The organism is Pseudoalteromonas luteoviolacea NCIMB 1944 (assembly GCF_001625565.1).
Lineage (GTDB): Bacteria > Pseudomonadota > Gammaproteobacteria > Enterobacterales > Alteromonadaceae > Pseudoalteromonas > Pseudoalteromonas luteoviolacea_F.
The window spans coordinates 90114-114998 of sequence record NZ_AUXS01000012.1; the positions used below are offsets into that span (position 1 = coordinate 90114).

Annotated in this window: 20 protein-coding genes; 7 read left to right on the top strand and 13 right to left on the bottom strand. The window is 43.9% G+C overall.

Going from position 1 to position 24885, the window contains the following annotated elements; genetic code table 11:
• Positions 1-163: 163 nt before the first annotated feature.
• The 3 genes from N483_RS01655 to purL form a co-directional block, all read right to left on the bottom strand.
• The gene (locus N483_RS01655; RefSeq protein WP_023399502.1) at positions 164-466 is read right to left on the bottom strand and encodes a hypothetical protein; all 303 of its coding nucleotides are present in this window, start codon (positions 464-466) and stop codon (positions 164-166) included.
• A 245-nt stretch (positions 467-711) separates the two neighbouring features.
• Positions 712-942 (bottom strand): hypothetical protein, encoded by a 231-nt coding sequence (locus tag N483_RS01660; protein ID WP_023399501.1) that lies wholly within the window; start codon positions 940-942, stop codon positions 712-714.
• Between the two features lie 119 nt (positions 943-1061).
• On the bottom strand, positions 1062-4946 hold the full coding sequence (gene purL / locus N483_RS01665; protein WP_023399500.1) for a phosphoribosylformylglycinamidine synthase: 3885 nt from the start codon (positions 4944-4946) through the stop codon (positions 1062-1064).
• A 244-nt stretch (positions 4947-5190) separates the two neighbouring features.
• Between purL and mltF the strand changes: the two genes are divergently transcribed.
• Entirely contained in the window at positions 5191-6573 is a 1383-nt protein-coding gene (gene mltF / locus N483_RS01670; protein WP_023399499.1) for a membrane-bound lytic murein transglycosylase MltF, read from the top strand.
• Between the two features lie 246 nt (positions 6574-6819).
• Here the strand turns inward: mltF and tadA are convergent, their stop codons facing one another.
• Positions 6820-7338: a tRNA adenosine(34) deaminase TadA gene (gene tadA / locus N483_RS01675; RefSeq protein WP_023399497.1), complete on the bottom strand. Its 519-nt coding sequence runs from the start codon at positions 7336-7338 to the stop codon at positions 6820-6822.
• Between the two features lie 172 nt (positions 7339-7510).
• Here tadA and N483_RS01680 point away from each other — a divergent pair, with 172 nt between their 5' ends.
• Complete coding sequence (locus N483_RS01680) at positions 7511-8815, top strand: inosine/guanosine kinase (RefSeq protein WP_023399496.1); 1305 nt, start codon at positions 7511-7513, stop codon at positions 8813-8815.
• 44 nt (positions 8816-8859) lie between these two features.
• Here the strand turns inward: N483_RS01680 and glsB are convergent, their stop codons facing one another.
• The 8 genes from glsB to N483_RS01720 all read right to left on the bottom strand — a co-directional run bounded on the left by glsB (position 8860) and on the right by N483_RS01720 (position 17321).
• Positions 8860-9777: a glutaminase B gene (glsB, locus tag N483_RS01685; protein ID WP_023399495.1), complete on the bottom strand. Its 918-nt coding sequence runs from the start codon at positions 9775-9777 to the stop codon at positions 8860-8862.
• 112 nt (positions 9778-9889) lie between these two features.
• The gene (locus N483_RS01690; protein WP_023399494.1) at positions 9890-10453 is read right to left on the bottom strand and encodes a phosphoribosyltransferase; all 564 of its coding nucleotides are present in this window, start codon (positions 10451-10453) and stop codon (positions 9890-9892) included.
• Positions 10454-10678: 225 nt separating this feature from the next.
• Entirely contained in the window at positions 10679-12967 is a 2289-nt protein-coding gene (gene parC / locus N483_RS01695) for a DNA topoisomerase IV subunit A (protein ID WP_023399493.1), read from the bottom strand.
• An 18-nt stretch (positions 12968-12985) separates the two neighbouring features.
• A complete protein-coding gene (parE, locus tag N483_RS01700; protein WP_023399492.1) occupies positions 12986-14875 on the bottom strand; it encodes a DNA topoisomerase IV subunit B in 1890 nt (629 codons plus the stop codon).
• Positions 14876-14909: 34 nt separating this feature from the next.
• On the bottom strand, positions 14910-15467 hold the full coding sequence (locus N483_RS01705) for a YqiA/YcfP family alpha/beta fold hydrolase (RefSeq protein ID WP_023399491.1): 558 nt from the start codon (positions 15465-15467) through the stop codon (positions 14910-14912).
• Positions 15452-16216 (bottom strand): metallophosphoesterase, encoded by a 765-nt coding sequence (locus N483_RS01710; RefSeq protein WP_023399490.1) that lies wholly within the window; start codon positions 16214-16216, stop codon positions 15452-15454. The genes N483_RS01705 and N483_RS01710 overlap by 16 nt, the downstream gene beginning before the upstream one ends.
• Positions 16203-16673 carry a DUF1249 domain-containing protein gene (locus tag N483_RS01715; RefSeq protein ID WP_036976335.1) on the bottom strand — a complete coding sequence of 157 codons (471 nt, stop codon included), beginning with the start codon at positions 16671-16673 and terminating at the stop codon, positions 16203-16205. The genes N483_RS01710 and N483_RS01715 overlap by 14 nt, the downstream gene beginning before the upstream one ends.
• A 24-nt stretch (positions 16674-16697) precedes the next feature.
• Positions 16698-17321, bottom strand: a complete 624-nt coding sequence (locus tag N483_RS01720) for an NUDIX domain-containing protein (RefSeq protein ID WP_023399488.1) — start codon at positions 17319-17321, stop codon at positions 16698-16700.
• 210 nt (positions 17322-17531) lie between these two features.
• Between N483_RS01720 and tolC the strand changes: the two genes are divergently transcribed.
• The 3 genes from tolC (at position 17532) to N483_RS01735 (ending at position 20570) form a co-directional block, all read left to right on the top strand.
• Positions 17532-18881: an outer membrane channel protein TolC gene (tolC, locus tag N483_RS01725; protein WP_023399487.1), complete on the top strand. Its 1350-nt coding sequence runs from the start codon at positions 17532-17534 to the stop codon at positions 18879-18881.
• 127 nt (positions 18882-19008) lie between these two features.
• Entirely contained in the window at positions 19009-19935 is a 927-nt protein-coding gene (lpxL, locus tag N483_RS01730) for an LpxL/LpxP family Kdo(2)-lipid IV(A) lauroyl/palmitoleoyl acyltransferase (RefSeq protein WP_023399486.1), read from the top strand.
• Between the two features lie 26 nt (positions 19936-19961).
• Positions 19962-20570, top strand: coding sequence for a TcpQ domain-containing protein (locus tag N483_RS01735; protein WP_063383306.1), 609 nt, complete (start codon positions 19962-19964; stop codon positions 20568-20570).
• A gap of 16 nt (positions 20571-20586) precedes the next feature.
• Here N483_RS01735 and glnE read toward each other — a convergent pair whose 3' ends face one another.
• Positions 20587-23382, bottom strand: coding sequence for a bifunctional [glutamate--ammonia ligase]-adenylyl-L-tyrosine phosphorylase/[glutamate--ammonia-ligase] adenylyltransferase (gene glnE / locus N483_RS01740; RefSeq protein ID WP_023399484.1), 2796 nt, complete (start codon positions 23380-23382; stop codon positions 20587-20589).
• A 79-nt stretch (positions 23383-23461) separates the two neighbouring features.
• Between glnE and N483_RS01745 the strand changes: the two genes are divergently transcribed.
• A complete protein-coding gene (locus tag N483_RS01745; RefSeq protein WP_023399483.1) occupies positions 23462-24355 on the top strand; it encodes a hypothetical protein in 894 nt (297 codons plus the stop codon).
• A gap of 40 nt (positions 24356-24395) precedes the next feature.
• Positions 24396-24878, top strand: a complete 483-nt coding sequence (locus N483_RS01750) for a hypothetical protein (protein ID WP_036976278.1) — start codon at positions 24396-24398, stop codon at positions 24876-24878.
• Positions 24879-24885: the final 7 nt, after the last annotated feature.

Consider the following 24885-nt stretch of genomic DNA (forward strand, 5'->3'; position numbering starts at 1 on the left):
CCATTCAAGTAGCAGCTACTTGAATAGGAAAACTGTAGATCTAGTATTTTATTGAAGGATTATTTGATAATTCGACTAACTCACACAGGCAATACAACCTAATGTAATTCGCTATTTTTAAATTGCAGCAGCACTACCCGCTGGAGTTAGTCGTCAACACCTTTTAGTGACCGATACTCATAATTAAAACTTTAGGGTAATAGCCATTCGGATCTTCTGCCCAGCGCACCCACATTTGTGAAGACTGAGACACTTTCCCTGACAGTGCAACTGACATCATACTCTGAGTATACGAGTTATCCGTTTTACCTAAGCTAAGCCAGCTTGAAACACCTTTCACCTTGATTAATACCTCAGACGAACTGTTTACATAAACAGACGTAATTTCACCATTATACTTTTCTTCAAAGCTCGCGAAAGATGAAAAAGAAAACGCCAGCAAAATCAAACAAAAAAACTTAGACACACAACCACCTAACAAATATTTAGTAAATTAATAATAAACTATAGCAATCTATACTCTAGTGAAGGATTTCCATTTCAGTGATTAAACAAGCCAGAAGCCTCTGCTTTTTAACAACAAATTACACCTAGTGCTTACCACCTAAGAAAACTAAACACCATATAAAATAGCTACAATGCAATATAGATTAATATATCAAAATACTTAATAAATTAATTTATACATTAAATAGTATAAACACTTAAATCTCAATTAAATAGTGCTATTAATAAATTCAGAAATTCATAGAATGAAGTGTTTTCCGCAAATAGTTCACTTTTCATAAGCAACAAAAAAACCACCGCAATGACCCTTCTCAATAAATGAATTGATGCAGCGAAGGCTAATTCATCCTGACGCTGCGGCCCGGTGCGCTGCGCAGTAATCGTCATTGCAGGCTGACGTAAAACATGCTGCGAAACATCGATGACTATAGGCATGCTGCCTTTCACCCTTCGGGCGAGCTTCACTGTTCAAAAATATTACCGCTATATTTGTCGGCCTCAACTTGCAGATACAAAAAAGGCCGCTTACGCGACCTTTTCTTTTCAGCTAAGTATTAGCCGATGTTCTTTCTCGCATTACGGAACATACGCATCCACGGGCTGTCTTCTTTCCACTCATCTGGGTGCCAAGAGTTAGCGACTGCACGGAATACACGCTCTGGGTGCGGCATCATGACTGTTGCACGACCATCCGTTGATGTAATACCTGTAATACCTTCTGGTGAACCATTCGGGTTGTTCGGGTATTGCGTTGTAGGCTGACCAAAGTTATCAACGTATTGAACCGCCACTGTGCCAGACTCAAGTGCCGCCTTAACAGCTGCGTCGTTTGCAAACTCAGCGTGACCTTCACCGTGAGATACTGCGATTGGCATACGAGAGCCAGCCATTCCTTGGAAGAATACAGACGGGCTTTGTTGTACTTCAACAAGGCTGAAACGCGCTTCAAAACGCTCTGACTTGTTAGTTACAAAACGTGGCCAATGTTCAGTGCCAGGGATAAGCTCTTTCAACGTCGATAACATTTGACAACCGTTACATACACCCAAGCTGAATGTGTCTTGACGCTCAAAGAATGTTTGGAACTGATCGCGTGCCATGTCGTTGAATAGGATTGATTTAGCCCAACCTTCACCGGCACCTAGTACGTCACCGTAAGAGAAGCCACCGCATGCTACAAGACCTTTGAACTCTTCTAGCGTTAGGCGACCTTCAAGGATATCGCTCATGTGTACGTCTACCGCTGCAAAACCTGCACGATTAAATGCGGCGGCCATTTCAACGTGTGAGTTAACACCTTGCTCACGTAGAATTGCCATCTTAGGCTTAGCACCTGTTGCGATATAAGGCGCTGCTACGTCTTCATTTAAGTCGAAGCTTAGTTTTACATTTAGACCTGGATCTTTTTCGTCAAACTTGGCGTCAAATTCTTGCTTAGCACACTCAGGGTTATCACGAAGTGCTTGCATCTTATAAGTCGTTTCAGCCCAGATAGTACGTAGTTCAGTACGTGTATTTGCAAGTACTGTTTCACCGCCACGGTTGAAGATAACTTTGTCTTCCGTGTTTAGTGCACCGATAGTGTGGCTGATAGCCGCAATGCCATTATCAGCTAACACAGCTTCAACTGCTGCAAGGTCGTCATTGCGAACCTGAATGACTGCACCCAGTTCTTCGTTATAAAGTGTTTCGATGTCAGACCCTGTTAAGCTATCAAGGTTTACTGTTACACCAGTGCGACCTGCAAATGCCATTTCAGCTACAGTTGTGAATAAACCACCGTCTGAACGGTCGTGGTAAGCAAGTAACTTCTCATCAGCCACTAGTGCTTGCATCGCGTTGTAGAAACCTTTTAATAACTCAGGGCTGTCAACGTCAGGTGTCTTATCACCAAGCTGCTTGTAAACCTGTGCAAGGCTTGATGCACCCATGCGGTTTTGACCAGCACCTAAATCAACTAAGATAAGGCTTGAGTCACCTTTGTCAGTACGAAGCTGAGGCGTTACTGTTTTACGAATGTCTTCTACACGGCCAAATGCAGTGATAACGAGTGAAAGAGGCGCTGTAACCGCTTTGTCTTCACCGTCGTCTTGCCATGTTGTCTTCATTGACATTGAGTCTTTACCAACTGGGATAGTTAGACCAAGTGCTGGACATAACTCTTCACCGACAGCTTTAACCGCTTCGTAAAGACCTGCATCTTCACCTGGGTGACCAGCTGCTGCCATCCAGTTTGCAGATAGCTTGATGTTTTCAAGACCGCCAATGTTTGCACCAGCAATGTTAGTTAACGCTTCTGCTACTGCTAAACGTGCAGAAGCACCATAGTTTAGAAGTGCCGCAGGTGTACGCTCACCCATTGACATTGCTTCACCGTGGTAAGTGTCAAACGCCGCTGCGGTTACAGCACAGTTTGCCACTGGTACCTGCCAAGGGCCAACCATTTGATCACGTGCCACCAAACCTGTAACCGTACGGTCACCGATAGTGATAAGGAATGTTTTCTCAGCGATTGTCGGTAGACGAAGTAAACGCTTAGCGGCATCGAGTACGTCGATGCTATCAGTGTTAAGTGCTTCACCAGATACTTTCTTTGACTCAACGTCACGGTGCATCTTAGGAGCTTTGCCAAGTAGTACTTCAAGTGGAAGATCTACTGGGTTGTTATCAAAGTGGCTATCCGCAACGGTTAAGTGACGCTCTTCTGTTGCCTCACCAATTACGGCGTATTGCGCGCGCTCACGCTTACAGATCTCTTCAAAACGGTCGAAATCTTCTGCCGCTACTGCAAGTACATAACGTTCTTGTGATTCGTTACACCAGATCTCGTGTGGTGCCATGCCCGGCTCATCATTCGGGATATTACGTAGTTGGAATTTACCACCACGACCACCGTCGTCTACCAATTCAGGGAATGCATTTGACAGACCACCCGCACCCACATCGTGGATAAATGCGATTGGGTTTTCGTCACCTAGCTGCCAACACTTGTCGATAACTTCCTGACAACGACGTTCCATCTCTGGGTTTTCACGCTGTACAGAAGCAAAATCTAAGTCTTCGTTTGACTGACCTGATGCCATTGATGATGCAGCACCACCACCTAGACCGATGTTCATTGCAGGACCGCCAAGTGCAACTAGCTTAGCACCTACTGGGATCTCACCTTTTTGTACATGCTCAGTACGGATGTTACCCAGACCACCTGCAAGCATAATTGGCTTGTGGTAACCACGTACTTCTTCACCGTTGTGGCTATTAACTTTTTCTTCGTAAGTACGGAAGTAACCAAGTAGGTTAGGACGGCCAAATTCGTTATTGAACGCCGCGCCACCTAGTGGGCCATCGATCATGATGTCTAGTGCATCAACAATACGACCTGGCTTGCCGAAGTTAGTTTCCCACGGCTGTTCAAAACCAGGAATGCGAAGGTTAGATACAGTAAAGCCAACTAGACCTGCTTTTGGTTTAGAACCACGACCTGTAGCTCCCTCGTCACGAATTTCACCACCAGACCCTGTCGATGCGCCTGAGAATGGTGCAATAGCAGTTGGGTGGTTATGCGTTTCAACCTTCATCAAGATTTCAATGTTTTCTTGATTGTAGCTGTACTCACCATCTTTATTTGGGAAGAAACGACCCGCTTTAGAACCCTTCATTACCGCTGCATTATCTTTATAAGCAGACAGTACGTTTTCTGGGTGCGTTTCGAATGTGTTCTTAATCATTTTGAACAGCGACTTAGGCTGCTCTTCACCGTCGATTGTCCAATCGGCGTTGAAAATCTTGTGACGACAGTGCTCTGAGTTCGCCTGAGCAAACATAAATAGTTCGATGTCGTTCGGGTTACGGCCTAGTTTTTGGAAGTTTTCAACTAGGTAATCTATTTCGTCGTCTGCCAATGCAAAACCTTGCTCTACGTTTGCAGTAACAAGTGCTTCACGGCCACCACCTAAAATGTCTACAGATGACATTGGACGAGGCTCTTCAACGCGGAATAACTGACCTGCATCCTCAAGGTTGCTGTGAACTGACTCAGTCATACGATCATGAAGTAACTTAGCTACATCAGCTAGCTGCTCAGCGCTTAGCTCGCCCTCAACGTAGTATGCAACACCACGCTCAACACGGTGAACTTTATCTAGACCACAGTTGTTTGCGATGTCAGTTGCTTTTGAAGCCCATGGAGAAATAGTACCAATGCGAGGCGTCACTAAAATAAGTGCACCCTCAGGCTTGTGCTCGACGGCGGTAGGCCCATACTTAAGAAGCTTGCTCAGTTTGTCTAACTCTGTCTCTGAGAGCTCAGCAGTTACATCAGCAAAATGCATAAATTCAGCATATACGCCAGTGACAGGTAACTCTGCATCCGCGCAGCTTTTAAGGATCTTTTGGACTTTAAAATCAGAAAGTGCTGGTGCACCACGTAGGATTAACATAGATATTTCATCCGGGGTTAGGGATTGAACGATATTTTGGGCCGCTATTATAGTCGAATTGGCGCACAGATTTAACTCAAAATTGTCAATTATCGAAAAAAACCCACTTCACAAATACATATATACTTGAGAGCATAGAGTTTAAAACGAAAATTTGAATTAATCGTCTTCAAACCTTGATTGTAAACACCCTGTTTTTTAAGAAAAAACTAACACATAAATCAGGCTCATTAGTGGAAAAGGCATGATAGAGAACAAGCTACATAGTGTACTAAGTTTATTGATGGCCTTGCTGTTACTCAGTGGTTGTGACAAAGCTCCACCAAGTCAGCTACAGCAAATAAAAAATAGCAATGTATTGCGAGTTGGGATCTTGGTCGGACCTGCAACCTACTACCAAGGCCATACTGACGAAGAGGGATTTGAATACGAGCTTGCAGGTATGTTTGCAAAGGAGCTTGGTGTCGAGTTAAAGGTTATTCCTTTTTTCAATCTAGACAAGCTATTTGAAAACCTTGAACGAGGTGATTTAGACATCGTAGCCTCTGGGATCAGCTATCATTCCAAGCGAACTAAAGCTTTTCGTTTTGGACCTTTTTATCGCGAAATTAGTCAAAAACTAGTCTATAAACAGGGTAAAAAACGCCCGCGGCACTATGGTCAATTATCAGGCCCGGTTACAGTGCTGGCTAATAGCCATCATTTACTTTCGCTACAAGCAGCCAAAAATGACTACCCCGAATTGCAATGGCAAACCACGCAGGCCCTCGACCAAGAAGAGTTACTCCAAGGAATTTTAGCTGGCGATATCGACTACACTATTGTCGACTCCCATTCCTTAGCTTTATTCCGTCGATACCACCCCAACCTGAGTATTGCGTTTTCTGTGACAAAATCTGACCCAATTGCCTGGGTGATGAAAAGACAAAATGATGACTCACTGTACGCATTGCTATTGCCATTTTTTGCAAATTTACAATCCAATAATCAACTTGCGACTTTAGAAGAAAAGTATTTTGGCCATGTAGAACAGTTTAATTATGTAAATACCGTCGCATTTGTAGAAGCCAGTAAAGAAGTACTTCCAAAATACGCACCTTGGTTTATCGAATATGCACAGGCGCAAAATTTGGATTGGCGGTTACTTGCTGCTCTGAGCTACCAAGAGTCCATGTGGAACCCGCGAGCCAAGTCACCTACGGGCGTGCGCGGGATCATGATGTTAACGCAAAGTACAGCCAAACGCGTTGGTGTGAAACACCGTCTCAGACCAGAGCAAAACATACGAGGAGGCGCTATATACCTCGCCAATTTAATTTCACGGATACCAGAAAGTGTCTCCGAACCGGATAGAACTTGGTTAGCTTTGGCTGCGTATAACGTAGGGATGGGGCATGTTAGAGATGCATTAAAACTGACAAAACAACAAGGTGGCGATCCCGATAGTTGGGCTGATGTTAAAAAACGACTACCACTACTGACTAAAAAGCGCTACTATCGAAGCACAAGATATGGATATGCGCGTGGCGATGTTGCTGTACATTATGTCGATAATATACGCCGCTACTTTGACGCTCTAGTCTGGTTGGACGAAAACAGAGCGCTCCCTTTCAGTTCCGGCATTTAACGGCATCCCAATCTCGTTGTCATAAGCCTGTCACATAAAGCAGGTATTTCTTTCACGCGTAAGTTTTTTCTCTCACACTAAGGAGGTTCAGATGTTAAGAAGACGTCGAACTCATCAATTCAAACGCAACACGCGAAATACGAATCCAAATCGTCGACGTGTTATGCTTAAAAACATTCATAAAAAAATACTGCTGCGCCGCCGGATATACTCTTTATTACAGCTAGCCGCAGATGCAAAAACGGCTCAATCTTGAGCCGCACTATCCCCTTGCAATTTCCGCGCTTTTTTAGCTGCCTTGTGCTCTTTTCTTCTTCGTCTAAAAAAGTTAGATAGCTTTTCGCTGCACTGTTCACCCAATACACCGGATGTCACTTCTGGCTGATGGTTTAATTGTGGTTCTTGCAATAAATTCATAATTGACCCCGCTGCGCCTGTTTTTGCATCACTGGCACCGTAAACGACACGTTTTACTCGGCTATGTACTAACAATCCGGCACACATAGGGCAAGGTTCAAGGGTTACATACAAGGTACAATCTACCAGACGATAATTTTGCACTTGTTTACCAGCTTCACGTATTGCCATCATTTCAGCATGTGCTGATGGGTCATGACAGCCGATTGAGCGATTCCAGCCAGCAGCGATGAGTTGTCCATCTCGGACAATCACTGCACCAACAGGGATTTCGTTTTCTGCTTCGGCTTTATCAGCATATGCGAGAGCTTGGCGCATCCAATATTCGTCGTGTTCTTGGTTATTCATACTAAAATTAGCAAAGTAAATATGTGGTTCAGTATACCAGCTTGCGAAACAGAAACCCCTTGGTTACAGAATTATTGCTAAAATTACCAAATTACCATGGCTCACCCACATAAAATTAGGCTATAATTCGCCGCTTTTTTTATTTAATGAGCTCAAAACACACGGGTAAAACATGAAATTTCCGGGACACCGTAGGCATAAGCATTATTTTCCGGTGGAAGATAAGGACCCACTTATCAACCACTTAAATGCTGAAGATCGCTTGAAGCGCAATTATATTTGCGGCATCGACCAAATTGTTGTCGACATCGAAGCTAAAGTTGACCAAGCTTTTTTGGATGAATTCCACCTCCAGCGTGGTATGTCACAAGTCATAGACAATGATGTCACCAATGCGCTCTATGAGCGTTTGAAACGTGATGACATGATTGACTACGAATTTGCTGGCGGCACCATTGGCAACACCATGCACAACTATTCAGTGTTAGCTGATGATCGTTCAGTCTTATTGGGCGTGATGAGTGAAAGCATTGAAATCGGTAGTTATGCATATAAGTTTTTATGTAATACATCAAGCCGCGTCGATCTTGATCATCTTCAACCCGTCGCAGGCCCAATTGGCCGCTGCTTCACACTGATAGATGACAGCGGAGAAAGAACCTTTGCGATCAGTGCAGGATTAATGAACTACTTGCGCCCAGAATCGATCAGTCAATCACTGATTGAAAATGCGTCGGCTCTTGTTATTAGCGCTTACCTTATGCGTACTAAAGGTGACGAAACAATGACGCAAGCCACCATGCAAGCGGTGGAGTATGCCAATAAGGCGGGTGTACCAGTAGTCCTGACTTTGGGCACCAAGTTCTTGATAGAGCAAGATCCGCAGTGGTGGGCCGAATTTGTTGAGAAACACGTCGACATTCTTGCAATGAATGAAGAAGAAGGCGAAGCCATTACAGGCTTTGATGATCCCTTATTGGCCGCAGGTAAAGCACTAGACTGGGTCGACTTAGTTATTTGCACCGCTGGGCCAACGGGCTTGTATATGGCAGGTTATGTCGACGATAGTATGAAGCGCGAAACCGAATATCCGCTACTTCCGGGTGCTATCCCTGAGTTTAATCGCTATGAGTTTTCTCGCGCAATGCGTAAATCGCACTGTGAAAACCCTGTTCGAGTATATAGTCATACAGCACCGTATATGGGTGGCCCAGACACCATTAAAAATACCAATGGTGCTGGTGATTGCGCACTTGCCGCGGTACTGCATGATCTTTCAGCGAATGAATACCACCGTTTAAATGTGCCAAACTCAGCTAAGCACGAACAAGCTGCAATTACCTATTCTTCACTTGCTCAGATCAGCAAATATGCAAACCGCGCAAGCTTTGAAGTCTTGGTCCAACACTCTCCTAGACTTTCTAGGGGCTTGCCTGAACGAGAAGACTCACTAGAGCAATCTTACTGGGACAAGTAAACAAATAGTCTTGCGCACACTATTTGTGCGCACAATATGCCGCGCTAGAAAATCGCTGTTCCGAGCTCTTCAGCAAGAAACTCTAGCGCAGCAATACCTGCCACTGAATTGCCCACTTTATCCAGCCCAGGTGACCAGACTGCAATAGTAAACCGGCCCGGAACAACTGCAATAATTGCACCTGACACACCGGATTTACCAGGCATCCCAACACGATATCCAAAGTCGCCAGCAGCATCATACAAACCACTGGTAAATAACAGGGAGTTAAGTTGCTTGATTTGCTTTGCCGGTAATACTTGTTGCTGGCTTTGTGTACATACACCACCATTCGATAGGTAGGAGAAACACTTTGCCAATTCCGACACATTCAGCTCAATTGCGCAAAAGTTAAAATATGACCACAACACCTCTTCGACTTCGTTATTAAAATTGCCAAAAGATTTCATTAAATACGCCATCGCCGCATTTCGATAACGGTGTTCATACTCGGACTGTGCAACGACTTTATTTACACCCAGTTTAGGGTTTCCAGTTTGCAATCGATAACTTTCTAGCATGGTATGGATTGGCGCACTCAGACGTGAGTATAGGGCGTCACAAGTAACAATTGCACCTGCATTGATAAAAGGGTTTCTCGGTATGCCATTTTCAAACTCTAACTGAGTCAATGAATTGAAAGCAGTGCCTGAGGGCTCTTTCCCTACTCGTTGCCATAAATCATCGCCATAGCGTTGCAACGCTAAGGTCAAAGTCATTACTTTTGATACTGACTGCACGGTAAATTTGGCATCACAAGCGCCCGCACTGTATGTCTCACCCGTTTGCGTTTGAATTGCTATCGCGAACTGACCTAATTGCTGTTCAGCTAACGCTGGAATGTAATCCGCTACTTTGCCATGGTGTAATATCGGCTGAACATGTTGCACAGTGCGTTCTAGAATTGATTGATAGTCTGTCATACAAAAAATGCATAAATCACAATGTGCGGAGTGTAACAAAAGCGCTGAATCGCGGCCATAAAAAAGCCGCCGAAAACCAAGCTTTCGGCGGCTTTTAAATTACTAGCAACAGTTACTTTGCAAATAGTTCTTTGATATTTGCCAGATCTGATTTACCTGCAATCAATTCATCCGGCGTAAGCCCAGATAATTCATGCGGGAATACCAACCACTCATCAGACTCATGGATGTAGTAATCTGGTGTCATTGGCACTTTTTTGTTGGTTGGCTTGTAATAAGGACAGGCAACACGAATGTCTTTTGGTAGATTAAGACGCATTAACTCTTCTAGCTTCTCCCTTAATGCGTAAATACTACGGCCTGAATCAAACACGTCATCGACAATCAACAATGAATCACCTGCGTTCGCATTTTCAATGATGTAGTGAAGGCCGTGCACCTTAATTTCTTTCGATTGTTTACCGATGCCATAATAAGACGACGTACGCACTGCGATATGATCCGTCTCTATGCCCTTGTAGTCATAGTACTCTTGCACAGCAATGCCGATTGGCGCACCACCTCGCCAAATACCGATGATAAAATCTGGACGAAACCCATCTTCATAAACTTGAGCAGCCAGACGGAATGAATCCTCTAAAAGCTGTTGCGCTGTGATATAGCACTTATCAGACATATAAACCCCGTATTGTCAGTGCGAGTGCCACCTCGCTAGGTGTCACTCTGAACAAGAATAACTTATAACCGTGTATTCTAGCTGAGTCGGATAGAAATTGCTTGCGGTACATCAGGGTTTTTTACTGCATAATGACAGAAAAAAGATCACTTAATGAAGAATACAGCAAAGAATTACACAGAGGACTAGCTGGTGAGCGGGGCTTGCCCGCTCACCAGCTGGGGGCTACTCTTGAATATCGACTTCAATATCGTCTTGTTCGATTAATTCAATTTCAAAGTTATCAACACGTTGCAGACCTCTCGGTAACTTATTACCACGCCTGCCTCGCTCACCAGAATAATGCTCCAGATCTGCGCTCTTCAAAGTTAACTTGCGCTTGCCGGCATAGAGCGTCACCGCTCTCCCTTCAGGCACCACAGCCAGTACTTTGACAAACTCTTCTCTAGATTGCACTTTCGCACTTGGAATAGAAATAATCTTGTTCCCTTTACCCTTAGCAAGTTTCGGTAAATCCCTGAGTGGGAATAACAGCATACGTCCTTCATTGGAAATAGCCATACAGCGATCTGTCGCTACATCGTTCACCGAAATAGGCGCGATTAACTCCGCCCCTTTAGGAATGCTTACGAGTGCTTTACCATTTTTGTTCTTACTAACTAAGTCGTTAAATTCCGCGATAAACCCGTAACCTGCATCCGTTGCCATCAGATATAACTCTTGCTCTTCTCCCATCACCACGTGCTCAAAGTTCACACCTGCTGCAAGGTTAAAGCGGCCTGTCATCGGCTCACCCTGGCTTCTAGCTGAAGGCAAACTATGTGCGTCTGTGGCAAATGCTCGGCCAGAGCTATCAAGGAAAACCGCAGGCTGATTACTTTTCCCTTTGGCTGATGCTTTATATTCATCTCCCGAGCGGTAATTCAAACCCTCCGCATCAATCTCATGGCCTTTGGCAAAGCGTGCCCATCCTTTTTCGGATAACACCACCGTCACAGCCTCAGATGGGATCAAATCTTTTTCACTGAGCGCTTTAGCTTCTTGGCGTTCAATCACCGGAGAACGTCTTTCATCACCATAAAGTTCCGCCGCTTCTTGAATCTCTTTTTTCATCAAAGTCGACATACGACGTTCTGAGCCAAGAGTCAGTTCAAGCTTGTCACGCTCTTTGCTTAATTCGTCCTGCTCACCACGGATCTTCATCTCTTCCAACTTGGCAAGATGACGAAGTTTCAGATCTAAAATGGCTTCGGCTTGAGTTTCGGATAAACCAAATCGCTTGATTAACTCAGCTTTTGGATCATCTTCATTTCTGATAATTTCTATCACTTCATCGATATTCAAAAAGGCTATCATCAAACCTTCTAGAATATGTAAACGTGCCAACACCTTATCTAATCGATACTGCAATCGTCTACGTACCGTTTCACGGCGGAAAATCAGCCATTCAGACAAAATCTGCTGTAGATCTTTAACCTGAGGACGACCATCAAGTCCGATCATATTGAGATTAACCCGGTAATTTTTCTCAAGATCTGTGGTAGCAAACAAGTGTGCCATTAACGGTTCTGATTTAACTCGATTGGAACGCGGAACGACCACAATGCGAGTTGGGTTTTCATGGTCTGATTCATCGCGCAGATCCGCAACCATTGGCAGTTTTTTCGCGGTCATTTGCGCAGCGATTTGCTCTAACACTTTGGCACCCGATGTTTGGTGCGGCAAAGCTGTGATAACAATTTCACCTTGCTCTTCATGAAACACCGCACGCATCTTAATCGAGCCGCGACCGGTTGTGTAAATCTTGCGGATATCATCTTTAGGCGTGATGATCTCAGCTTCTGTTGGGTAGTCTGGTGCTTGAACGACTTCGAGTAACTCCTCTAACGTCGTTTTTGGCTTATCCAACAGCATACAACATGCAGAGGCCAATTCGTTGACATTATGTGGTGGAATATCGGTCGCCATACCGACTGCGATACCGGTAACACCATTGAGTAGAATGTGTGGCAGGCGCGCAGGCAGAACCTCAGGCTCTTTCATGGTACCGTCAAAGTTTGGAACCCAATCAACCGTGCCTTGGCCAAGCTCTTTTAAAAGTACTTCTGAAAATTTAGATAAGCGCGCTTCGGTATAACGCATTGCAGCAAACGATTTGGGATCATCCGCAGCACCCCAGTTACCCTGTCCATCAACCAAGGGGTAACGATAAGAAAATGGCTGTGCCATTAGTACCATCGCTTCATAACAAGCGCTGTCACCGTGCGGGTGATATTTACCTAATACATCACCGACCGTACGGGCTGATTTTTTATATTTTGCGGCCGCAGATAAACCCAGCTCACTCATTGCATAGACAATGCGTCGCTGGACAGGCTTTAAGCCATCACCAATATGTGGCAAGGCCCTATCCATGATCACATACATGGAATAATTTAAGTAGGCGTCTTCGGTAAAGCGCCCCATTGGTAATTGTTCTATGCCCTGTAAAGAGAGGGCCTGTGGATCAGTCATGACACACCTTACTTCTTGTTATACCTCGGCTTTATCGCCATGTTGCTCTAACCAAGCCTTTCTATCACCAGAACGTTTTTTCGCTAACAGCATGTCCATCATCTCTAGTGTTTGCTCTTGCTCATCCAATGTTAGCTGTACTAAACGTCGTGTATTAGGGTCCATTGTCGTTTCCCGTAACTGCATTGGGTTCATTTCGCCTAACCCTTTGAAACGCTGTACATTAACTTTTCCGCGCTTTTTCTCAGCTTCTATCCGATCCAAAATGCCACGCTTTTCGTCTTCATCAAGGGCATAAAAAACTTCTTTACCGACATCAATCCTAAATAGTGGCGGCATAGCAACATAAACATGACCAGCTTTAACTAACGTGGGGAAATGTTTTACAAACAAAGCACACAATAACGTCGCGATGTGAAGACCATCAGAATCAGCATCCGCAAGAATACACACTTTTCCGTATCGCAGTGTCGATAAATCGCTTGAATCTGGGTCTATACCTAGTGCCACTGAGATATCATGCACTTCTTGTGACGCAAGGATCTGCCCAGAGTCCACTTCCCATGTATTCAAAATTTTACCACGTAGCGGCATGATCGCTTGAAACTCGCGATCTCGAGCCTGCTTAGCAGAGCCGCCCGCTGAGTCACCCTCAACAAGGAATATCTCAGAACGCTCTGTTTCACTGCCCGAGCAATCTGTTAATTTTCCAGGCAAGGCCGGGCCACTGGTGACTTTCTTGCGCACCACTTTTTTTGCTGCTCGGAGTCGTTTTTGTGCATTGCTGATACAAAGCTCAGCCAACAACTCGGCAGTCTCTGTATGTTCGTTTAACCATAAACTAAACGCATCTTTCACGATGCCAGAGACAAACGTTGCACAAGAGCGTGATGATAATTTCTCTTTGGTTTGACCAGCAAATTGTGGGTCTTGCATTTTTACAGATAAAACATAACTACATTTATCCCAAACATCATCAGGCGTAAGCTTCACGCCTCTTGGCAATAAGTTGCGGAATTCGCAAAACTCGCGCATCGCCTCAAGTAGACCTTGCCTTAAACCGTTTACATGGGTGCCGCCTTGTGCTGTTGGGATCAAGTTTACATAACTTTCAGCAATCGACTCGCCACCTTCAGGCAGCCAGTGCAAAGCCCAGTCGACCCCTTCCGTTGAACCACTAAAGCTCCCGGTAAAAGGTGATTTAGGGAGAACTTCCAAATCCTTAGCACTGTCACTTAGATAATCTTCTAGGCCAGATTCGTAGTGCCACTCTTGGGTTTCTTTGGTTTGCTTGTTAATAAAGCGAATGCGCAAGCCAGGGCAAAGTACAGCCTTAGCTTTGAGCAAATGATTGAGCTTAGTCAGTGAAAAGTTAGCTGAGTCGAAATAGCTTGCATCAGGCCAAAACTGAACAGACGTTCCGGTATTGCGTTTGCCAACACTGCCCGTTACTTCCAAGTCTTGTACTTTATCACCGTTTTCAAAGGCTATTTCATATTGCTGAGCATCGCGCTTAACCGTTACTTCTACCCGTGTAGATAACGCGTTTACCACTGAAATACCGACACCATGCAAACCGCCCGAAAACTGGTAATTTTTATTTGAAAATTTACCACCTGCGTGCAGCTTAGTCAGGATCAATTCGACACCAGGGATCCCCTCTTCAGGGTGAACATCCACTGGCATGCCTCGACCATCATCAATCACTTGCAATGAGTTGTCTTCATGCAAAATAACGTCGATCTTACTCGCATGCCCAGCTAGCGCTTCATCCACACTGTTATCAATAACCTCTTGACCCAAGTGGTTGGGCCGGGTGGTGTCTGTGTACATCCCAGGACGGCGTTTCACCGGCTCTAAGCCATTCAACACCTCAATGGCTTCTGCGTTATAATTTTGCTGACTCATAAATGCTACTGACTAATTTTTAGTTCTAACTGTTTTATTTAATTTTAAGAAAGTTGGCAAGGCGATTAAAGTGCCTTTCAAAGCCAATGAAACTGTGATCACCGCCAAACTCAATGATTGACGGGCAGTCTCGATAATAATTCACAGCATCTTGATAAGGCAGTACCTCATCTGCTGTTTGTTGTAATAACAAAAGGTTGCTTGGCTTAGATAGCTTTTCAATATGCATACGCCGCAACGCCGTCATATGTTCTATTGTAAGTTCATAATTCAGATCTTGATAGGGATTATACTGGGGACCCAAGTAATCCCATAGCAATTTGTCTGGTCGTACCGCAGGATTGATCACAACCGCACGCAAATTAAACTGTTGAGACAAGCATGTCGCGTAAAATCCACCTAAAGAGCTGCCAACCAAAACACAGCGCTCATCCACAACTTGCTCAAGCTGAAGCATGGCAATACGCGGATCATAATGTAACCGAGGAACAACGTATTCACAACGGTCTTTGAAGTACGTGCCGAGTTGCTGTGCTTTATATGACTGCTCTGAACTATTAAACCCATGGACATAAATTACTTTGTCAGCCATTTCACCTCTGTATTCAGCGCAGCTTCGGTCCAATTAATCAAACGATACCCAGCACCCAAATTCTCTTGTTGCCAATCTTGAGTCTGTTTTTTGAATTGAATGGACGTGGCGGGTGTTGCATAGACGCTTAAACCTCTAAAGCTAAATTCATAGTCATGGTGCACATGGCCGTGAAAAAGCGCCATTACACATTGCAAATTGACTAAACAATTGAGCACTTGAGGACCGTTCTCAAGCATATGCTTGTCCAGATACCCTTCTATCGGTAACGGATTATGGTGGCAAAACACGATGCTGGGTTCACTGCAATGCGCTTCGATTTCTTGCAGGTGCTCCTTAGCAACCCAACCAGCAGGCGTCGGGCCTTTACTATTGAGTAAAAGTATTTGCCCATGCTCAAATTGAATTCTTTTTGCGGCTACGATTTGGCCCTGGCTTATTTCATGTAAGTAATCCAAGTCATCGTGGTTTCCCGGCAGCCAAAATATCGGGCAACTCAAAGCTGATTCAGCAACCAAGGTTGCAAACAACTCGTAAGAAGCAAATGTATGGTCCTGAGTCAGGTCCCCACCGAACACAACTGCATCCAAATTTGCTTGCGCTAAGCTTGCCAAAACACGTTTAAAATGAGCCGCCGTGTTCACGGTAAAATACTCTCCATTTGTGTTTTCAAACAGATGGGTATCGGTAATGTGGGCTAACTTTAATTGCGCTTGATTAAATAGATAGATGTCTTTAAACCAAGCCATTATTTACATCCCAATTTAACGGCACTCGACCACTTTCTACGCAAGCGGATAGCCAATCACCTAAAAAAGCGTTGAGCTGATACTTTTCGTCTTTGTGGTGCATACTTGGGTTCGGGTAACCATAAGATGGCTTAACACGTTGATGGTAATTGTGCTGGATGACCTCAGCCACTTTAGCGTCATGATATAGCCTCACCGCCAATTCAAACTGACCTAAGTGACTACTCAAGCTATGTTGCTGAGTTATTTTTATGTCGGTTGTGTACTTCTCAACACTTTCAATTAAGATGAAGAAATCCATTGTCCCGATTTTTATCTGACGACGGGCACCTACTTCCTCTTCAGGCAACACTTTAAGTGCGCGCAAATAATTACGCTCACACAACGTGATGTATTTGGGTAAAGACTGTACATACCCCCGTATGCTGCCTTTGCCACCGTGCTTAGTATGATGCATCAAGTCAGACAAAATGATTCCTGTTTACAGCTTAAAAGAAAGTTTCGATTTATTTAGCGCTAACCATTGTAGACTAATCACTGTCGCAGCGTTATCTATTTCCTCAGATTCTAATCTTTGCATGGCTTCAGAAAACGGCATAACATGCGTTTTGATATCTTCACCTTCCTCTGGTAAACCAAAAGTTCCCCCCTGATAATCGCTCAAATCAACTTCCGCAAGATATAAGTAAAGTCGCTCTGTCGTGCCTCCAGGACTCGAAAGGTAGGAACACATATAATGTAGATTAGTTAGCTCAAGCCCCGCTTCTTCTTGGGCTTCTTTTCTTGCAACCGCTTCTAAATCCTCACAGCCTTCAGCCATACCGGCAATACACTCTAGCAACCAAGGGGATTCTTTAGTCGCAAGCGCACCAATGCGGATCTGTTCAATAAGTAGAATTTGCTCTGTCACAGGATCAAAAGGAAGTACCGCCACAGCATGACCACGCTCTAAAATTTCTCTACGGATCGGTTCACTGACCCCACCGGCAAATAATGCATGCTCAAAGATATACTCCTCGATTTTGAAGAAACCATTGTAAAGCACCTTATTTGGGGACGTTTTTAGCATCACATGGCGGCGCTCGAACTGGTTAATTTCTTTCATATTTCATCCTACATTCATTAAACGGGGTTTAATCTAGGTTATTTTATCCCCATATTGCTTTTAACTAACGTGAACCCTCTTAGTGTGTGAACTCACTAAGTTTTATATTCTGTTACACTTGTTTTGTTTTATCTCTAGCTAGCCATTGGGATTTTGTTTTAAAACAAGGTAACATGCTGACATCAAAATTGTCTAAGGACTGCACAAATAATGAAAAAAACCATTCTATCTATGCTGGTTGGCTTGACGTGTGCTTTGTCAAGTAATAGCTCTCACGCAGAAGACTTACTGCAAGTATATGATATTGCAACAGCTAATGATCCCACTGTTTTGCGTGCTAAGGCAAGTGCCGATGCTCAAAAATATGCACAAGACAGCGCGCTCGGCGAATTACTACCGTCTCTCGGTTTAACATTTAGCTACGCTGACTCAGACTCTACGGGTGCACCAGCTTTTCAGACTGATGAAACAGGTTATCAATTAGCTGATAGCTATAGAGACTCTTTCACACGTACACTGACACTAAACCAAACAATCTTTAACATGAGTGTTTGGGAAAGCTTGTCCATTGCAGAAAAGCGTGCAATGCAGTCTCTAACACAGTATGAACAAGAAAAACAAAACTTAATCGTTCGTATTGCTGAAGGCTACTTTAATGTTTTGAGTCAATTGGATAACCTTGAATTTGTACAAGCAGAAAAACGTGCAATCGAGCGCCAACTTGAACAGACAAAACAGCGTTATGAAGTAGGTCTAACTGCAATTACTGACGTACACGAAGCGCAAGCACAGTTTGACCGCTCAGTAGCGAACGAAATTGTTGCTCAAAACGACGTTGAAACAGCACGTGAAACTCTGCGTACTATCACTGGTAAATACCACTCAAAACTCAATACGCTGAATACTGAAACGTTTTCAACGGTTAAGCCTAATAAAGAGGTTGGTGGTTTTATTGATATTGCCAAAGAGAAGAACCTAGCTCTACAAGTTGCACAGTCTGCGCTTGAAATTGCTCAAGACCAAATTGACCAAGCAAAAGCAGGACACTACCCTACGCTATCGCTTCGAGCGACTCATGAAGATTCACTTGTCAATAGCGACGGCAGAGAACTTGCACCACGCGGTGATACAACCACAATTGGTTTAAACTTAAACATCCCAATTTACTCTGGTGGCCGCACTGTAGCTGCAACTGACCAAGCTAGAGCACTTTACGTAGCTGCAAGCGAAGACCTTGAAGCATCAATGCGTAACGTCACACGCTCAGTCATTACGTCATATAATCAAGTCATGTCAAATGTGGCAACTTACCGTGCACTTGAGCAAGCAGTTGTCTCTGCAGAAAGTGCACTACAGGCGACTGAAGCTGGCTTTGAAGTTGGTACTCGTACTATTGTTGACGTGCTAGTTAGTACGCGTAACTTGTACAGCGCGAAAAGAAACTTAGCCGACTTGCGCTATCAGTACATCAATTCTACGTTGCAACTGAAACAAGCGGCAGGTGAATTAAGCCGAGCTGATCTAGAAGCAATCAATAAAGGCCTTCAAGCCACTCGCTAAATCATACTTTTCAGACCAGCACTACTTCGCTGGTCTGATATTATTGCATCAAAACGCACCGCCACTTGAGCATCTAAGTCGTTCTAGATAAACTACGCTCCTTTATAGCTGTACGAGAGCATCTCACTTGGTTCACAATCCCAAATTTCAACTGCAATTTTTGGCGCCTAAGTTCTGGTTAACTTGGTTAGGTGTTATCGTTTTATATTCTTTATCTTGGTTACCGCAAAGTATGCAGTTAATGCTAGGTAGGTTGCTGGGCAGAATAGTTCACCGCTTTTTAAAGAAACGCCGCAAGATTGCCGAAGTTAATTTAAAGCTATGCTTTCCTGAAATGGATGAACAACAGCGCAATGCAATGGTGCTACAGAATATGGAAAACACTGGCATTGCAACTTTTGAAACCGGGATGGCTTGGTGGTGGCCTGAATGGCGAGTTAAGCGCGCCATTGGCTCCATAAAAGGTGTAGAGCACTTTGAGACCGCTCGTCAAAATGGTCGAGGTGTATTGCTGCTAGTTCCTCACATGTTGCACCTAGAAATGTTAGGGCGGGTACTTGGAACTCATACTCAGGGAATTGGGTTTTATCGCCCTCATAATAACCCACTAATGGAATATTTCATGACCAAAGGTCGTTTACGTTCCAATGAATTTCTAATCGGCAAGCGTGATGTTAAAGGGCTATTAAAAGCCTTACACAATAAAAAAGTGTGTTACTACTTACCAGACCAAGACTATGGTAGAAAACGCTGCGAATTTGCGCCGTTTTTTGCCGTTCCTGACGCAGCAACCACTACTGGCACTTTATTATTTGCATCAAGTGAAAAGTGTGAGACATTAAGTTTAGTAGGTGTGCGTGACAAACAAGGTAAATATCATATTACCATTGAACCAGCGATGACAGAGTTCCCCAGTGACAACGAAAACCATGATGTCACCCGCGTAAACAAACGTATGGAGGACTCAATTATGCATGCGCCTGAGCAGTATATGTGGCTTCATAGGCGTTTTAAAACAAGGCCGGATGAAAACGCACCTTCACATTATTCGTAGTTAAATTAACTGACATCGTAAAAAAAATGGCTAGAAAAAATAAAAAACGATTATCGGCAATGTGGTTTTGGACCAGACACCTGTCTTTGGGTGTGCTTCTGGTGTGGGCAGCCTATTACTTCTTGTATGGTAATATTCCTAAGATGGAGTTCAAAGAAACAACAAATGCGGCAGCTCAAGGTCTTTCTCAGTTTTATGCAAACTTTAGAAATCGTGTCAATGAGCGCGATACCGAACGAGAAAAGTTTGTTATGGAAATCGGCAAGCCAACTTTCCCGCTGGATGATGCCTTAGCACAACGCGAACTTGTGGTTAAACCAACACACCAACGGTGGACGGGTGAAAGTCAACCAAGACGCTTTGAAATGGGAAACACCCTAAAAAGTGTGCTGACCAATTACGCTAAACAAGAAGACATTGAGTTGTTCTGGTACTTAAGCAAAGACTACGTGGTCAAACAAAACTTTCGCGTCGACTCCGACTTTGTCAGTGCACTTTATCAGGTTGGCCGTGCGATTAACGATGACTTTGAATTTGAAGTATACACCTTCTTTTGTCACCGCCAACGCGCCGCCGTAATAACTGAAAATCCTTCTACCTTTGTCCGTGAAAACTGTCGACGTCTCACTAATTAAGCACGTCCTAATAGGCCTACTCGAAGTAGGCCTGCCAGATTTCCCTAACGTCGTCACTTTGCTCTGCCAATAACTTGGCATTCACAGTTTTACCCTTTCCATTTAAGCTATTTAGGTGGTAGTGCTCTCTCAGTTGGCAATAAGCTTGAGTCAAGGTACTTTGTGACTGTGTACTGATGACAGACTCTTTACTCGCAAGCTCAAAAATACGGATATTGTCCGAATAACGCGTTAGTGCCGGATAGTCAAACGCACAAGCCAGTACCAGATACTGGGCTAAAAACTCGATATCAGTCATACCACCAGCTCCCTGCTTCAAATCAAACTCTGACGTCGAGTCTTTAGATAAATGCTGACGCATTTTTTCTCGCATTTTGACAATATCATCTTTCAATTCATTGGTTGATCGCTTTTGGCATAAAATGTCGTGGCGTATTGTATGAAAGCGTTTTACAAGCACCTCTTCGCCGACAATCATTCTGGCTCTTACCAATGCTTGGTGCTCCCATGTCCACGCTTGCTGTTGCAAATATTGATAATAACTTTCGATGTTGATTGCCAACAAACCTGAATTTCCTTCGGGCCTAAGACGCGTATCCAATTCATACAAAATACCTGACAGCGTCCGAGTATTGAACAAATGCATTAACCGTTGGGCGAGCTTGAGATAAAACTGCCTAGACGAAATAGACCTTTCACCTACTGTTTTGCTCTGTCCATCACTGTTATGTACAAAGACAAGATCTAAATCCGAGTCATAACCCAACTCGAATCCACCCGCTTTTCCATACGCAATAACTGCAAACCCTTTAGCTTCATTGGACGTTCCCTGCGGCGCACCATACCTAGATATCATTTGCCCCCAAGCAATATCAACGGCTTTAGCCACGATTGACTCTGCCAACGCAGTTAAGTGATCGCTTACTTTCATGATATCTAATACACCAGTCGCATCAGCTGCCGCAATGCGTAGCTGCTGAGTTTGTTTGAACTGACGAAGCGCCTCCATTTGCAGCTCTAAGTCTTCAGGATCTATGCGTAAAAAGTACTGTTGTATCTCATTGTAATAAGCGTTGAGCGGTAGTGGTCGATACAGTACAGCTGGATCAATCAACTCATCTAATAAAATCGGATATCTTGCAATTTGTTGTGCGATCCACACACTGTGGGAGCACAGTTTGATCAGCTGCTTTAAGGCACCTAAATTTTCGTAAAGAAGTTCAAGATATGCAGTGCGAGAAGCGACTTTTGCTATGATATCAAAAACACGCTGCAAAACTTCTGGTGCTTTGAGTGGAGTAACTTCACTTAATACCAGTGGCATCAATTTATCGAGTACATCTCGACCACGTACCCCAATTTGTTTTTTAGTAATATCTGCATAAAACGCCGTCAATGTTTCTTGCCATCGACTTTGCAATTCCTCACTGAGCGTCATATCAAGGTAACTAATATCTTGGTATTCCCAAGCTGAAATAAAACATGCTTTTAAACTTTGCGTGTCGTGTGCTTCTTCACCGATCACTTGAGAAAACTCGTAACGAATTTCTCTTTGCACCTGTTCTATGTGGCTTACTAACTCATCGTACTCAGAAAACCCAAAGAGTGTCTGCAACCTCAACTGATTGAGCCTATCCTCTGGTAGGGTTTGCGTTTGCTCATCATTGAATGCTTGCAGATATTGTTCGACACGACGTAAATATAAATATTGCGTCTGTAGTGCCGCTGCCGCACTTGCAGGGATCACCTCTTGGCTTGCTAAAACACATAGTGCGTTTAACAACGATGGGGTTTGTAGATCTGGTTCTCGGCCACCACGGATCATTTGCAGTGCTTGCACAATGAACTCCACTTCGCGTATTCCGCCAGCACCCAGCTTTATGTTGTTTTTAAGGCCTTTTCTTCTCACTTCTTGGGCGATCATGTGCTTCATTTTTCGCAGGGATTCAATCACGGAAAAGTCAATGTATCGACGGAACACAAAGGGCCGTATCAACGCTTTAAACTCATCCCAGTACTGGTTTTTTTGGCCGAGTAATCGAGCTTTAAGCATGGCATATCGCTCCCACTCCCTACCTTGATCTTGATAATAATCCTCCATTGCAGAAAAGCTCATAACCAATGGGCCACTTTCACCAAATGGTCTCAACCTCATGTCAACGCGAAAAACTTGACCATCGGCAGTGCGCTGATCCAGTGCCGCAATCAGTTTTTGCGCCACCTTAGTATAAAAAACTTGTGCATCGATACTGCGCCTACCACCTGATGTTTTGACACTAAGCGGGTAAGTAAATATAAGGTCAATGTCGGAAGAAAAGTTGAGCTCTTGACCGCCAAGCTTCCCCATGCCCAACACCAACATTGGCAGCGGCTCTAGTGATCCGTTGACGGGTGCGCCATTGCTCTTGGCAACCTGTGCAAATGCCCATTTATTTGCGCTATCTATCAACTGCTCACTGAGCTTTGATTGATATGCCACACTGTCAGCAATGTCGTTTCCCTCCACCAGATCTAGCCACATCAGCTTGAGCCAGTAGCGCTTGCGATATAGGCGCAATTTGGCAAAGCACTGTGCATCACTTAATGCTTCGATATCCCCCGTTAGCACAGGCTCAATGTCACGCAGCGCCATAGCTTGTTCATCTAACAGCCAGTGGAGCCACTGCGGATGTTGAGCAAGTATACGGTAAGCGAAGTCACTGAGCGCCAACAACCGTAATGCTTGCGCATTTTTAGTTTGTTCTGGAAAAAGTTCAGCAAAGCGCTGCTCGGCTAACGCTGATAATTCGGGACTTAATTGGCCTTGTTCCATGAAAAACCTCCAGTGCTTTGTGGCTCATTTGTTGTGCAGTGTTATAGTAACGCTAAATAACAACAACCTTACACCGAGCATGAGTTATTTGTCTTTAGAAAACAGTAATTTTTTCGTCCTACTAAGTGGTCTAACAATCGCCTGCATTGCTTTGATGTCACTGCGTTTAATTGTGCAATTCAGAGCAAAAAATCTATTGCAAAAGGAGTTGGCTCAACATGACAACTTTGCATTGGGCATTAACTATGCGGCAAAAGTCGCGGTCTTATGCGGCAGCATCGGCTATTTTTTTGGTCATTTAAATACCTTTGACAGCGCCGCCATACACACGCAAGTTTTGTTGCCCATCGCCTTGATATGGTTTTACATTTGTCTTGGTCAGGCAATTCATAGAAAATGGATTTTATATCGCTTTAACGAAACTCAAGCGATACTCAAACAGAATGTCTGCGCTGCGCTGGTCGATTCTGGCATGTTGGTTGGCAATAGCATCTTAGTCCTTGGCCTCTATCACTGGCTTGAGCCAAAAACATGGCAAGCGTTACTGATCGTCAGCATCTGTTTTATTTTTTTACAAGGTGTATTTGCTTTAGATAGCAAGCTACGAGAATCTCGCTTTGCGAAAAAGAATCAAGGAGCCTCCTTGCAATATAACTTCAGCTTGGCAAACACCTCGATTGGGATCCGTTATGCAGGTAAAACAATCGGGCTCGCACTTGCTATCTATGCAGGTTTACATAGTGCGCCAAGCTACCCGAGTAAAATGGTTGATAACTTGCTAACAGTGGTCGTGCACTCAGTGTTTATGTGGTTTCTTTTATATGTATTTAGCCGTCTTATGATCCATATCGTATTACCAAAAGTAGACATAGGTCTGGAGGTTGACCACCAAGATAATATTGGTATTGCCTGCTTAGAATTTGCTGTTTTTTGTAGCATGGGCTATTTACTAATAAACATGTTTTCAATTTAAACGCCGAGCTAAAAGATGGATATCTTAGCTCTGGAGACCTATATCTTTGAAATTAGATAACTTTTTACTTGTTGACAGCAACTGGGAGTTCAGTCAGGAATTCGTCGAGTTTGTAAAATCTCTCTCTCCTGACACCCCGAGTCAGCTAATAATTGCTGGAGACAATACAAAGCAAATGCTCAAAATGATGTTTAAAGACCAAATCAAAGATTACAGTTACTGTGACTTTGATAATGAAATAAGCGTCTCGGAGCTTGCAACTTACCTACATGAACACCATAAAATTCAAGGTGTTCTTATCTACGCGCTCGACTACAACCTCGCTGACGAGAAACAAAAGTTTATCTTCAATTCCCTGCATGCAGACAGGTTTACCATCGAACAATTGGCAAATGGTTATGACTATCATCGTATTAGCGATCCATTTAACAACAACCATCTAACCTGTAATTCAAGTCTTGCGGCAACAAAACATGACACCTTCAGCGAATTTGTGGTGTTAAAAACAGATACCGCAGATTAGAGTGCAT